We start from the raw sequence: 12,195 nt of genomic DNA on the forward strand, positions 1-12,195 counted from the left end.
GTCCATGATCGATCGACGCAGCCTTCTTCGCGCGGGCGCGAGCCTGGCGTTGCTGACGCCGCTGCAGGCCCTGGCGGCCGAGCGCGGGTTGGACGCGGCCCTGATCAATGCGCGCGTCTGGACGCCGGGCGGCGGCGCGCCGCGCCTCTCCGCCGTCGGCGTTGTGGGCGAGCGGATCGCCGCTGTGGGCGCGGACCAAGTCAGGAGCCTGACGACAGCCAGGACACGGGTCATCGACCTGAAGGGCGCGTTCCTGATGCCAGCCTTCACCGACAACCATACGCACTTCCTCACCGGCTCGACCGCCCTCACCCAGGTCGACCTGCTAAGTGCCAAGGACCGCGCCGACTTCGCCGCGCGCCTGGGCGCAGCGGCCAAGGCTCGGCCAGGCAAGTGGATCCTGGGCGGCTCCTGGGACGAACAGCGCCTGGGCGGCGCCCTGCCCACACGAGAATGGATCGACGCCGCCACGCCCGATACCCCAGTCGCCGTACCGCGCACCGATCTCCACATGTACCTGCTCAACTCGTTGGCGCTGAAGCTAGCGGGTATCACCCGCGACACCCCCGATCCGCCAGGCGGGGTCATCGTCCGCGACGCCAAGGGCGAGCCGACCGGCGTGGTCAAGGACAACGCCAAGGCCCTGGTCGAGCGCGTCATCCCGCCGATGACGGACGCCGAGACCGATGCAATCATGCGTCTGGGCATCGCTCATGGTCTCAGCAAGGGCGTGGCCCAGGCGCACAATCCCGAATTGGACTGGAAGACCTACGAGGCGCTGCGCCGCCTACGGGCCAAGGGCGAAACGGAGATGCGCTTCTACGCCTTCGTCCCCCTGCCCGATTGGGAGAAGATGGCCGATATCGTCGCCAGGGACGGCCGAGGCGACGATTGGGTGCGTTGGGGCGCCGTGAAGGCCCTGGCCGACGGCTCGCTGGGCTCGCGCACCGCCGTCTTCCACGACCACTATGACGACGCGCCCGACCAGACGGGCGTGCGCGTCACCACCCTGGCAAACCTACGCGAATGGATCACGGCCTCGGACGCCCACGGCCTGCACGTTACGACCCACGCCATCGGCGACCAGGCCAATGACGAGGTGCTGGATATCTATGCGCAGGTGGAGAAGACCAACGGGGTGAAGGACCGCCGCTTCCGCATCGAGCACGCCCAGCACCTGAGCCACGCAGCGATCCCGCGCTTCGCCAAGCAGAAGGTGATCGCCTCGGTCCAGCCTTATCACGCCATCGACGACGGCCGCTGGGCCGTCAAGCGTATCGGGCCGGAACGTCTGAAGGGCACCTACGCCTTCAAGTCGCTGATGGACGCCGGAGCGACCGTGACGTTTGGCTCGGACTGGCCGGTGGCCCCGCTGGATCCGCTGACCGGTGTCTATGGTGCGGTGACCCGTCGGACGATCGACGGGGCCAATCCCGCCGGCTGGCTGCCCGACCAGAAGGTGAGCGTCGAGCAGGCTTTGACCGCCTACACGGCCAACAACGCTTTCGCCGGCTTCATGGAAGACCGCACGGGCAGGATCGCGCCCGGCTACTATGCCGACTTGGCGATCCTGGACGCGGACCTGACCGCGATCGATCCGTTGAAGATCCCCGACGTGAAGGTGCTCCACACCTTCGTGGGCGGCAAGGCGCGGTACTCCGCCTAGAATCCAGCGGCCTTCGCGAGGGTCATGAGCGCCTTGCGCGCCTCGTCCTCGCGAAGGCTGGCGAAGCCGATGCGCAGGCCGCGGCCCGCGTCCTCGCGGATCGCGAACGAACGGGACGACGCCAGGCGCACGCCCAGGCCCGGCGCGTTGGTCTCGATCCGGTCCAGATCGCGGGCGTCGGGGAAGGTCAGCCAGAAAGCCAAGCCGCCGTCGGGCGGCCGGCATCGCACACGGTCGCCGAATGCCTCCTCGACGGCGCGGGCGAAGGCCTGGCGCCGGGAGGCGTAGACCTGGGTGGCCTTGCGCGCGTGCCGGCGAAGCTCGCCGCTCTCGATCAGCTCGGCGGCCGCGTCCTCGGTCAGGGCGTTGCCCATGCCGTCCGTCAGCGAAACCGTATGGGCCACCGCATCGATGAAGGCCTTGGGCGCGGCGATGTAGCCGATCCGCAGCGCCGGCAGCAGTAGCTTGGACAGCGAGCCGGCATAGATCACGTATGAAGGCGCATAGCTGGCGATCGGCAGCAGCGGCTGAGACTCGAAATGGAACTCGTGGTCGTAGTCGTCCTCGATGATCGCGAAATTGAATTGCCGAGCCAGAAGCAAGAGGCGCAGGCGGCGCTCGGGCCGCAGAGCGACGGTGGTCGGAAATTGGTGGTGCGGAGTCAGGAAGATCGCCTTCACGCCTCCCTTCCGGCAGTGGCGCTCAACGTCCTCGACATCGACCCCCTGGTCGTCCAGGCCAACCGCTTCGACCTTGGCGCCGCAGGCGCGGAAGGCCGCCACGGCGGGCTCGTAGGTCAGGGCCTCGACCAGCACGGTGTCGCCCGGCGTGATCAGGGTGCGGGCCGCCAGAAAGATGGCGTTCTGACTGCCGCGCGTGATGCAGATGTTCTCCGCCCTCACCGCCAGGCCGCGTTCGGTGCGCAGCATGGCCGCGACGCTCTCGCGCAGCGGGCCTGAACCGCGCGGATCGCCGTAGAGCATACGGTTATGGCGCGCGGCTCGCTGGATCGCCGAGCGGTAGGCGCGTCCCAACACCTCCTCAGGAAACAGCCGACCGTCGGGCGAGCCCTCGTCGAGGCGCATGGGCGTGTCGCGGGGCAAGGCCAGCGGCCGGGCCGGCGGCGCGTGAAAGGCGTAGGCCGGCGCCTTGGCGTCGACCGCCTCGGGTACGATCTCGGTCTTGGTCCGACGCGTCGCCGGGGATTTTGGCAGGACATCCGAGACCGTTGTTCCCCGCGTGCCGCACGAGGTCAGCCAGCCCTGCGCGATCAGGTCCTCGTAGGCCAGCACCACGGTCTTGCGATTGACGCCAAGCATGGTCGCGAGGCCGCGACTGCTGGGCAGATAGGCGCCCGACGTCAGCCGTCCGCGTTCGATCTCGTGGATCAAGCCATGGACGATCTGCAGATAGAGCGGCGTCGGCTTCGAGGCGTCGATCACCTCGCCCAACGCCATGTTCCACGGCCGCGCCATTGGCCCCCTCCATGTATAGGAACGCTCATTTCTATGGGGCCAGGATGCGTCGACGCCAGCGCGACGGCAACCGCCAGGCTGGACCCGTGGCGCTGTCAGTCTTGGTGCTTGTTCGGCGCCAGGTGGTTCCGGATTGTGCTCAGGAAAGCAGCGCCGCTCCGACGGCCAGACTGAACGAGGCATGCATGTCCGAGTCGACGCCGGCCGGCGCCCCAGCGGGCGCACTAGACCCGTTCACGGGCGGCCCCGACGATGTGCTCGCGCTGATCGGCGAATTCCCGCTGGCCTGGGTGGCGCCGCGCAACGAAAGCGCCGCCCGCGTGGCTAGCTTGCTGCCTATGCTGGCCGAGTTGGATTCGGAGGGCCGGCTCGTCTCGCTTCTCGGCCACATGGCCCGGCGCAATCCGCTGGTCACCGCTCTGGAGGCCGCTCCCAGGGCGATGCTGCTGTTCACCGGCCCGCAGGCCTATGTCTCGCCCGGCTTGGTCTCGACCCCGACCTGGGCACCGACATGGAACTACGCCCAGGTTCGCATTGAGGCCGACATCCGCCTGCGCCCGGACCTGGGTCACGACGCCCTTGAGCGCCTGACCCAGGCGATGGACGAGACCGACCAGACGGGCTGGCGGCCGCGCGACGTCGGAGCCCGCTATGAGAGCATGGAACAAGCCATCATCGCGTTCGAGGCCAACGTCACCAGAGTGACCGCCAAGTTCAAGCTGGGCCAGGACGAAACCGACCAGTCGCTGGCGGAAATCCTAGCCAGCCACCCCGATCCCGTGCTGACTCGCTGGATGCGCCGCCTGAACGCCGCGAGGATGGGCGGATGACTCGTGACATCGTGCGCATCTGGACGCTGATCCACAAATGGGCCAGCCTGATCTGCACCGCCTTCCTGCTGATGCTTTGCCTGACCGGCCTGCCGCTGGTCTTTCACGACGAGATCGACCGCGCGCTGAACCACGCCCCCAATATCGTCGCCACGCCGGGCCAGCGCCTGTTGAACGACGATCAGGTGTTGGACATCGCCTTGAGGGCTCGCCCCGGCGAGGTCCCGCTGTTCATGAGCTTCGACGTCGACCGCCCGGTCATCAATGTCACGACGGGGCCGCGCGCGGACGCCCCCGAGTCCCTCATGCACTTCGCTCCGATCGACCAGACCAGCGGCAGGATCGTCGCCGCGACCGGCGCTGGCGGCGTGATGGATGTCGTCCTGCGCATCCATAAGGACATGTTCCTCGGACTGCCGGGCCTGCTGTTCCTCGGGGTGATGGGCGCCCTGTTCGTCGCCGCCATAGTCTCAGGCCTGGTGATCTACACGCCGTTCATGCGCAAGATCGACTTCGGCACGGTGCGGGCGTCGCGGTCCACGAGGCTGAAATGGCTGGACTATCACAACCTGCTGGGCGTGGTGACCGCGGCCTGGGTCACGGTGGTGGGCCTGACGGGCGTTATCAACACCCTTTCGGAGCCGATCCTGGCGGTCTGGCGGGCCGACCAGCTGGCGGCCATGACCGCGCCGTACAAGGACAAGCCCCCGCCGATCCGCCGCAGTTCGATCGCCGCGGCCATCGCCACCGCCCAGGCCGCGGCGCCGGGGATGCGGGTCCAATTCGTGGCGTTCCCAGGCGGCGCATTCTCCAGCAAGCATCACTACGCGGTCTTCCTGCAGGGCGCGACGCCGGCCACGAAGCGGCTGCCGACCCCCGCGCTGGTCGACGCCGAGACGGGGAGGCTCACCGCCATCCGCCGCATGCCGTGGTACGCCCAGGGCCTGCTTCTCTCGCAGCCGCTGCACTTCGGCGACTATGGCGGCCTGCCATTGAAGATCCTCTGGGCTTTGCTGGACATCGTGACCATCATCGTCACGGCCAGCGGCCTCTATCTGTGGCTCTCGAAGAAGAAGGCCGCCTGATGGACAAGAAGATCGCCTCGACCTTCCGCCACGTCTGGGCCGCGCCGACGCTCATCGCCGTCCTGAGCCTGGCCGGCCTTGTCGTCGCCCTGCTGGGCGAGGGGATCGAGGACTGGATTGGTTGGGGTGGGCTGGCGCTGCCGCTGGCGACAATCGTCTGGTGCCACTTGCGTCGTCGTTCCTAGACCTACCCCAAGGCGCGAGCGAAATGACCGCGCCTTGCTACGGCTGGAGACGGCGCGCGACCTGATGAGGGGCGCAAGCCTTAGCGTCGAACCACCTGCCCGGGGCGCGCCGAAGTTGGAACGCCCTTGTCGAAGACGATGACGCCGTTGACCCAGACCGTGCGGACGCCTGTCGCCAGGGCGTTAGGATGGTCCAGGTCCGAATGGTCCGCGATCCGCGCCGGATCGAACAGAACCAGATCGGCATGGCGGCCCGGCGCGATCACGCCGCGATCGGCGATGCCGAGCTGAGCTGCGGCCTGGCCCGACATCTTGCGCACGGCCTGCTCCAGGGTCAGCGAGCGCTGCTCGCGAACACTGGTGCGCAGGATCTTGGCGAAGGCGCCAAAGCCTCGAGGATGCAGCCCGTGGGTCATGCCGTCAGAGCAGATTACCGCATACTTCCAGCCGATGAAGGCTGCGATGTCGCTTTCGGCCATGGCTGAGCCGATCACGGCGTCCACGCGTTCGACCTCCGGATGGGCCGCGCCATAGGTGTCCGACTGCCGGGTGAGCGCCAGATAGGTCTCGACAGGATCAGCGTGCCGCTCACTTGCGATCTGGGCGATCGTCTTGCCGACGACAGACGGATCGGGCGCGAACACCGCGATCCGCAGACCCTCGGGCGTGGTCAGTTTGGTCAGGGCGAACCGCGCGGCGTCCCGATCCTCGAAGTTGCGTTCGGGAAGCAGCACCGACAGGTTGCTCTGCCAGTAGCTGTAGGGATAGACGTCGGCTGTGATGTCGACGCCTTGGGCGCGGGCGGCGTCGAGCTTGGCCAGGATCGCCGGCGCCTCTCCCCAGCGGTCGACCAGACCGATTTTCAGATGCGAGATCTGCACGGGCAGCCGGGCCTGCTGGCCAATGGTGATGATCTCGTCGATCGCCGCGTCCAGCTTCACATCCTCGCTGCGCAGGTGGCTGATATAGCGTCCGCCGCCGGCCGCCGCCGTCTTGGCCAGGGCGATCACCTCCTCCGGCGTGGCGTAGATGCCCGGGTCGTATTCCAGCCCCGTGGACAGGCCCAGAGAGCCGGCGCGCAGATCCTCGGCCAGCTCGGCGCTCATGCGCGCGATCTCGCCAGGGGTGGCCGGACGCTTGTAGTCTTGGCCAAGGGCGCGGGCGCGCAGGCTGCCATGGCCGGTGTAGGAGGCGACATTGACAGCCAGGGGTGAGCGCTTCAGCTGTTCGAAATAGTCTTTCAAAGGTAGGGCGGATTCGCCGTCCTGCCCGACCACGATTGTGGTCACGCCCTGGGCGGTCAGCATCGCCATCTCCGGCGTCTTCTCCGCAAGCCGATCGTGATGGCTGTGGGCGTCGATGAAGCCGGGCGCCAGGGTCAGGCCCTCGGCGTCCACGATTATTTCCCCCTTCGCGGGCTTGAGCTTGCCGACCGCCACAATGCGGTCCTTGTCGATCCTGACGCTGACGTCGCGCGCCGGCGCTCCGGACCCGTCGACCACCTTGGCGCGGACGATCAAGGTCGAGCCCAGGGCGCCGGAGGCCAGCAGGCACGCGATCCCCAGACCCAGCGCCGAACCAAAAAGGTGAAGTCTCATGCGTCCACACTTTGCTATCCGCGCGAGTCTAGCGCGCGTCGGCGAAGGTTTCCGCTGTTTCCGCCGCCTGAGACGCGAGGACCTCTCCGCTATCCTGCGCTGGCGCTTACCTTTTTCGCCGCCGGTGCGCTAAGCGTGGGAGAAGGATCAACAAGGGCGGATCATGACCGATCAGCGCAAGGACCTGGACCGGATCGACATCAAGATCCTGGCGCTGCTGCAACGTCAGGGGCGCGTCACCAAGGCCGCCATGGGCGAGCTGGTGGGCCTCTCGGCGTCGCGGTGCTGGGAGCGGATGAAACGGCTGGAGAAATCCAGGATCATACGCGGCTACCATGCCGAGATTGATCTTGGACGGCTGGCCAAGCTCTCGACCTTTGTCGTGCAGATCAAGCTGACGGACTACTCTTACGCCAAGGCCAAGATGTTCGAGGCCGGGATCGCGGGCCTGCCCAATGTCATCGGCTGCCAGGCCGTGCTGGGCGGGGTCGACTACCTGATCACGGTGGCCGCCTTCGGCATCGAGCACTACCAGACGATCATGGAGCAGATGCTAGACACCCTTGGTGTCTCGTTCGACTACGTGACCCTGCCCGTGACCAAGAAGTTGAAGGGCGAAGCTGGCCTTGATCTCACGGCGCTGCTGGCGACAGCCCAGGACCTCGAGAGCTAGAGCTTTAGAGCGTGAGGTAGCCGAAACCGGTTCCCGCTTTCGGCCTGGGGCTCTAGCCCCAGAGATCCGGCCCGTTCGGGCGCATCCAACCGTCCTGGTAGCCGAAGCCGCCATCCACGTCGTGGATCAGCTGCATCGGGCAATCGAGATCGACGATCTCGCAGCCTTGCGCCACCAGCAGCGCCGGAGCAACGCCCAGCGAAGTGCCCTCCATGCAGCCGACCATCAGCCGCAGGCCGGCTTCGCGCGCCGCCGTGACGGTCGCCAAGGCCTCGGTCAGCCCGCCGGCCTTGTCGAGCTTGATGTTGCAGAACGCGTAGCGGCCCACGACCCGGTGCAGGTCGGCGCGATCGTCGAACGACTCGTCGGCGCAAAGCGGCACGGCGCCGCGATAGTCCAGCAGCTCGTCGTCATGGCCGACCGGGAGCGGCTGCTCCAGCAATTCAACGCCCAGGCGCGCCATGACCGGCGCGCGGTCATTCAGCTGCGCCAGCGTCCAGCCCTGGTTCGCGTCGGCGATCAGGCGCGCGCGCGGAGCGGCCGTCCGGATCGCCTCCAATCGCGCCATGTCGCCAGCATCGCCGAGCTTGACCTTCAAGGCGCCGTAGCGCTCGGTCCAGCGAGCGGCCTTGGCCGCCATGGCCGCGGGCGCGTCCATGCCTAGGGTGACGAAGGTCTCGATCGGACGGAGCGGCGCAAGCCCCGCGCGCGCCGCGGCGGACACCCCGGATCGTTTCGCTTCCAGGTCCCAGAGCGCGCAGTCCAGCGCGTTGCGCGCGCCACCGGGCGGCAGCCGGGTCGCCAGGCTCGCGCGATCCAGATCCGCGCCAGGTTCAAGTTGCTCGGCGAGATCCTGGAGCTGACGCAACATCTGGTCCGGCGTGTCTCCCCGGTAGTCGACGCCGGCGGCCTCGCCGCGACCAATAAAGCTGTCCGCCTCGACCTCGACCTCCACGACCACGGCCTCGGTATAGGTCTTTCGGGCGATGACGAACGGTTCGATCAGGGCGTGGACCCGTTCGCGCGCCCTCAGGCGCATCAGGCGGCGTCCCGCTGGGCGGGGCCGCCCAGCAGCGCATCGACGATCGACGCGACACCCGTGCGGACCGGATCGCAGCATGGCAGGCCGAGGCTCTCGGCGGTGTCTTTCAGATAGGTTGCGGCTGCTTCGGGCGTGAGGCGCGAGGTGTTGATGCTGACGCCAGCGACGCGCACGGCCGGGTTGGTCAGTTTGGCCAGGCGAATATTCAGATCGATGGCCTCGGCCAGGCTTGGCGTCGGAAAGTGCTCCAATCCATCGATCGCCATCCGCGTGGCGTCATGGCAGACCACCAGGGCGTCCGGCTGGCTGCCATGCAGCAGCCCCAGCGAGACCGCCGCGTAGGCGGGGTGGAACAGCGACCCCTGCCCTTCGATGACGTCCCAATGATCCGCGCCCGCCGCCGGACTGAGCACCTCGGCCGCGCCGGCGACGAAATCCGAAACGATCGCGTCGATCGGCGCGCCCGAGCCGGCGATGAAGATGCCGGTCTGCCCCGTGGCGCGAAAATCAGCGCTTACGCCCCGGGACTTGAGTTCCTTGGCGATGGCCAGGGCCGCGTACATCTTGCCTACCGCGCAGTCCGTACCGACGGTGAGCAGACGCTGGCCGCTGCGTTTGAAACCCTCTCCGACAGCACTGAACCTGGGATCGGGCTCGCGGGCTTCGATCAGTCGTCGCCCCAGCCGCTCAGCCGTCTCACGAACCCGGGGCAGGCTGGCCAGGCGGGTGTGGAGTCCGGAGATCAGATCGAGACCGGCCTCCAAGGCCTCGATCAGCACGGCCTCCCAGTGCGGCGGGATATAGCCGCCGGCATTGGCCACCCCGATCAGCAGCGAGCGCGCTCCAGCGGCCTTGGCGGCGCTTGGCGTCATATCAGGCAAGCCGAGATCGACCTCGCAGCCTTCCAGCCGAAGCTGGCCGGCGCAGGCCTCTGGCCGCCAGTGGGCGACGCCGAGGGCGGTCTTGGCGCTGACGCGATCGACATCGGCCAGAAACATCAGGCTGGGATAGGGAAGATCCACGGAGGCTCTCTTCTTGGCGTTCGAGGGCGGCGAGTGGTCGCTCAGGCGACGGCGAAAACGCGGGCGCGGGACGCGCTGACCGAGGACCGCAGGCGCGCGGTCGTGGCCCTGCTGACGCCGGGCAGGCCTACGACCCTGGCGATCAGCGCATCGAGCGCCTCGCCATGACCAGCCTCGACCACTGCGACCAGGTCGTAGTCACCCGAAATCTGATGCAGGGCGGTCAAACCGGCGAGCTCGGCGAGAGCGCGCTCTGCTTCAGCCATGTCGCAACGCGCCAGACGCAACATGACGTGCGCCCGCAACAAACCGTCAGGACGGCCCGCGTCGGCCGCGACGCCCAGAAATGCTGGTCCGTTGTCGATCCGCTGGAGGCTCAAGGTGTTTCTCCGCTGAAGCTCGCGCATCAGCTTATGGCGACGCGGGCCGGGGAAACCGCCGACTTGCCAAGTTGCAGCGAGAGAAACCGTCGCCCCGCAGCCTAACGCAGGACTTTTGTCGCCAGCAGGATCGATGAGGTCGTCCGCTCGATTCCTTCGATTTCGCCGATCCGGTCGATCAGCGCATTGAGCTCGCCCACAGTCTCGGCCTCGATCAGGGCGATCAGGTCGTTCTCACCACTGATCGCATGCAACGCCGAAAGCTCGGGGATGGCCGCGAGCGCTTCTTCGATCGTTCTGGCGTGCTTGGGCAGGGCCTTGATCATCACCTGGGCGCGGATCAGGCGCCGGTCGTAGGTCTCACCCAGGCGCACCGTGTAGCCGCTAATAACCCCCTCCTCCTCCAAGCGGCTGAGACGGGCGTAGACATTGGCGCGGGACAGGCCCAGCTCGCTGGCGAGCTTGGTGACCGGCTGACGGGAATCTTGCCGCAGCATGGCCAGCAGGCGCCGGTCCAGGTCGCTCAGCCCCCGCTCATCCGATTTCGTCACGCCCCGCCCCCCTTTGCTGGCGCTTTGAGATCAACGCGGCGACGGCTCGTCGGCGTAGATCGCCGTCCGCGGCGTGGGCGCCGCCGAGGAGATCGCACCACGATACATGCCCAGGTCGTTCATGCCGAAGGCCGCCCGCCCCTCGCCGTCGATGGCGATCAGTCCGCCGTCGCCCCCGATCTTGGTGATCGAAGCCATGGTGGCGTCCGCGGCCTGCTGGACGGCCTCCCCTTTCCAGGCGATCCGGTCGCAGACCTGGCGCGCGGCGCTCTCCCGGATGAAGTATTCACCCGAGCCCGTGGCGGACACGGCGCAAACTCCGTCGCGCGCATAGGTCCCCGCGCCGATAATGGGGCTGTCGCCGATCCGTCCCCAGCGCTTGCCGGTCATGCCGCCGGTCGAGGTGGCGGCGGCGACGTGGCCCTTCTGGTCGAGCGCGACCGCGCCGACGGTGCCGAACAGGTGGGTGGGATCGAGCATGGCGTGCTGATCCTTGCGCCAGGCAAGCAGCTGTTTCCAGCGATCCTCGGTATAGAAATAGTCCGGCGCCGCCTGTTCCAGGCCCATGTCCTTGGAGAACTGGTCGGCCCCCTCGCGCGCCAGCAGGACGTGTGGCGACTTCTCCATCACCGCGCGGGCTAGGCTGATGGGATTGCGCGTGCGGGTCACCCCCGCGACCGCCCCGGCCTTGAGAGTGGCGCCATCCATGATCGCCGCATCCAGTTCATTGCGCCCTTCGGCGGTGAAGACCGCGCCCTTGCCCGCATTGAAAAGAGGATTGTCCTCGAGCACCCGGACGGCCGCCTCTACGGCGTCAAGGCTGGAACCGCCCGCCTTCAGCACCTTGGCGCCGGCCTCAAGCGCGGCGTTCAGCCCGGCGCGAAAGGCCTTGTCCTTCTCGGGCGTGAGCTCCCCGCGCTCAAGCACGCCCGCGCCGCCGTGCACGGCCAGCGACCATTGAGGCGTCTTTTCGGCCGCCGCGGCGGGAACGGCCAGCACCGATGCGGAAAGGGAGAGACCGGCGAAAGCGGAAAGCGTGAGGCGGCGAAGGGACTGCAATGTCATTCTGGATCTCGGTCTTGAAGGTGTCCCTGGCGGGGGTTCGGTCGGGCTTATCGATCGCTGCGGACCAGCTTTCCCCTATCGACACGGGCGGTGATCGTGAACGCGGGCTTGGTGACGTCAAAGGTCTTGAAATCGAGCGTGCTATTGGGCCCCAGCCCAACGATAGGGAAAGGCGCATAGGTCAGCGGCTGGCCGGCGACGATGGTTGTCGGCTTCTTCAGCGGACGCACCAGCCAAGCGTAGCCGGGGCCGTAGTAGCGCCCAACGCCCTGCCCATCGATCAGCATCGCGCCGGCCTCGTCGACGCCCAGGCCGGTGATCGCCGTGTCGTCTTCTTCCTGAATCAGCCGTCCGACGAAGGTGACCAGCCGCCCTTGCCGATCCCGCTTGTCGAAGTGGGTGTCGGTGATGACCTTGGAAAGATAAGGCAGGTGCAGGAAGTCCCGCACGAGGGTCACGCTTGGCCCGGTCGGGTTCTTCAGGGCGTCGGGCGAGGTCAGGCTGATCGAGTCCAGGCAGCCATAGACATAGCCGCCCAGCACCGCTAGGCCGGCGCTGGTGCCGCCGATGGGCTTGCCCGCCTTGACGTGGGCGTCGAGCGCCTTGTTCAGCGCCGTGCCCTT

12 protein-coding genes and 1 pseudogene are annotated in these 12,195 nt (G+C 67.6%); 5 read left to right on the forward strand and 8 right to left on the reverse strand.

Annotated elements, in window-relative coordinates; genetic code table 11:
• Nucleotides 1-4: 4 nt before the first annotated feature.
• Complete coding sequence (locus DI526_RS09040; RefSeq protein ID WP_304276720.1) at nt 5-1,666, forward strand: amidohydrolase; 1,662 nt, start codon at nt 5-7, stop codon at nt 1,664-1,666.
• Here DI526_RS09040 and DI526_RS09045 read toward each other — a convergent pair.
• Nucleotides 1,663-3,141, reverse strand: a complete 1,479-nt coding sequence (locus DI526_RS09045) for a PLP-dependent aminotransferase family protein (RefSeq protein ID WP_304276723.1) — start codon at nt 3,139-3,141, stop codon at nt 1,663-1,665. The genes DI526_RS09040 and DI526_RS09045 overlap by 4 nt on opposite strands.
• Nucleotides 3,142-3,326: 185 nt before the next feature.
• On the opposite strand from DI526_RS09045, the gene DI526_RS09050 reads away from it, so the two are divergent.
• Genes DI526_RS09050 through DI526_RS09060 form a run of 3 tightly spaced genes read left to right on the forward strand, consistent with a single transcriptional unit; the run spans nt 3,327 to nt 5,241 of the window.
• Nucleotides 3,327-3,971: an FMN-binding negative transcriptional regulator gene (locus DI526_RS09050; protein ID WP_304276726.1), complete on the forward strand. Its 645-nt coding sequence runs from the start codon at nt 3,327-3,329 to the stop codon at nt 3,969-3,971.
• Nucleotides 3,968-5,056 carry a PepSY domain-containing protein gene (locus tag DI526_RS09055; RefSeq protein ID WP_304276728.1) on the forward strand — a complete coding sequence of 363 codons (1,089 nt, stop codon included), beginning with the start codon at nt 3,968-3,970 and terminating at the stop codon, nt 5,054-5,056. The genes DI526_RS09050 and DI526_RS09055 overlap by 4 nt, the downstream gene beginning before the upstream one ends.
• A complete protein-coding gene (locus DI526_RS09060; RefSeq protein ID WP_304276731.1) occupies nt 5,056-5,241 on the forward strand; it encodes a hypothetical protein in 186 nt (61 codons plus the stop codon). Before DI526_RS09055 ends, DI526_RS09060 begins: the two co-directional genes overlap by 1 nt.
• Nucleotides 5,242-5,321: 80 nt before the next feature.
• Here DI526_RS09060 and DI526_RS09065 read toward each other — a convergent pair whose 3' ends face one another.
• Nucleotides 5,322-6,839, reverse strand: coding sequence for an amidohydrolase family protein (locus DI526_RS09065; RefSeq protein ID WP_304276733.1), 1,518 nt, complete (start codon nt 6,837-6,839; stop codon nt 5,322-5,324).
• A 163-nt stretch (nt 6,840-7,002) separates the two neighbouring features.
• On the opposite strand from DI526_RS09065, the gene DI526_RS09070 reads away from it, so the two are divergent.
• Nucleotides 7,003-7,512 (forward strand): Lrp/AsnC family transcriptional regulator, encoded by a 510-nt coding sequence (locus DI526_RS09070; RefSeq protein WP_304276735.1) that lies wholly within the window; start codon nt 7,003-7,005, stop codon nt 7,510-7,512.
• A gap of 52 nt (nt 7,513-7,564) precedes the next feature.
• Here DI526_RS09070 and DI526_RS09075 read toward each other — a convergent pair whose 3' ends face one another.
• The 6 genes and pseudogenes from DI526_RS09075 to DI526_RS09100 form a co-directional block, all read right to left on the reverse strand.
• The gene (locus tag DI526_RS09075) at nt 7,565-8,551 is read right to left on the reverse strand and encodes a dipeptide epimerase (protein ID WP_304276737.1); all 987 of its coding nucleotides are present in this window, start codon (nt 8,549-8,551) and stop codon (nt 7,565-7,567) included.
• The gene (locus tag DI526_RS09080; RefSeq protein ID WP_304276739.1) at nt 8,551-9,576 is read right to left on the reverse strand and encodes a DUF1611 domain-containing protein; all 1,026 of its coding nucleotides are present in this window, start codon (nt 9,574-9,576) and stop codon (nt 8,551-8,553) included. The genes DI526_RS09075 and DI526_RS09080 overlap by 1 nt, the downstream gene beginning before the upstream one ends.
• A 41-nt stretch (nt 9,577-9,617) precedes the next feature.
• The gene (locus DI526_RS09085; RefSeq protein WP_304276741.1) at nt 9,618-9,956 is read right to left on the reverse strand and encodes an Lrp/AsnC ligand binding domain-containing protein; all 339 of its coding nucleotides are present in this window, start codon (nt 9,954-9,956) and stop codon (nt 9,618-9,620) included.
• A 101-nt stretch (nt 9,957-10,057) separates the two neighbouring features.
• Nucleotides 10,058-10,507, reverse strand: a complete 450-nt coding sequence (locus DI526_RS09090) for an Lrp/AsnC family transcriptional regulator (protein ID WP_304276744.1) — start codon at nt 10,505-10,507, stop codon at nt 10,058-10,060.
• Between the two features lie 30 nt (nt 10,508-10,537).
• Nucleotides 10,538-11,572: an isoaspartyl peptidase/L-asparaginase family protein gene (locus DI526_RS09095; RefSeq protein WP_304276747.1), complete on the reverse strand. Its 1,035-nt coding sequence runs from the start codon at nt 11,570-11,572 to the stop codon at nt 10,538-10,540.
• A 47-nt stretch (nt 11,573-11,619) separates the two neighbouring features.
• A pseudogene (locus DI526_RS09100) lies at nt 11,620-12,195 on the reverse strand (peptidase); the annotation flags it as partial.

The sequence above is a fragment of the Caulobacter segnis genome (assembly GCF_003243465.1).
In the GTDB taxonomy this organism is placed as follows: domain Bacteria; phylum Pseudomonadota; class Alphaproteobacteria; order Caulobacterales; family Caulobacteraceae; genus Caulobacter; species Caulobacter segnis_A.